2 protein-coding genes are annotated in these 621 nt (G+C 44.7%); both read right to left on the minus strand.

What is annotated here, in order from left to right:
* Positions 1–116: hypothetical protein (locus HQ50_RS12700; protein ID WP_369794182.1), on the minus strand; the 116-nt coding region annotated here is incomplete at its 3' end.
* A 14-nt stretch (positions 117–130) separates the two neighbouring features.
* On the minus strand, positions 131–621 hold a 491-nt coding region (locus tag HQ50_RS08870; RefSeq protein WP_304412772.1), incomplete at its 5' end, for a choice-of-anchor J domain-containing protein.

Genomic DNA, 621 nt, shown 5'->3' on the forward strand with positions numbered 1-621 from the left:
TCAATCACTATAGCAAGAACATCCGTGCAATTATAGTGTCGGAATGCCACATATTTAGTGCCATCAGGTAGATCTTTTTCTCTTGTAAAGTTGGCTCCACCCTGTGAGTACACCATCGTTTCTTCAAAAATTATTTCAAAGTCAGATGCTGCCGTTCCTGTCTTGGAGATGCACAAAGCGTAATGATCATGACTCCAACTCTGATTACCNACACCATCGTTTCTTCAAAAATTATTTCAAAGTCAGATGCTGCCGTTCCTGTCTTGGAGATGCACAAAGCGTAATGATCATGACTCCAACTCTGATTACCCGGTGAACCTACCTTATAGGAGATCTTCTTAGCTCCCTCCACTTTCGGAGTGATAAGGAAGTTATTAGGAGTAAGAGGAAGATAACCTCCACCCTGATTCAACGAAGAATAAGAAATAGCTACGTTGCTCGCTCGTAACGGGGCCAGAGCTTCGCGCTCTCCACGAGTAAATTGGTTTAACTGAACACCCCAATTGTTGCCATCGCCATCAGCATCTAAAGCCGTCCATCCCGCAGGAATATCATCGCCCTCGAAGTTTTCATTCAGCAATTCGGAACGCTTGGCATTGGCCTTGATCTCGATGTCGTCCA

Source organism: Porphyromonas sp. COT-052 OH4946 (assembly GCF_000765965.1).
Taxonomy (GTDB): Bacteria; Bacteroidota; Bacteroidia; order Bacteroidales; family Porphyromonadaceae; genus Porphyromonas; species Porphyromonas gulae.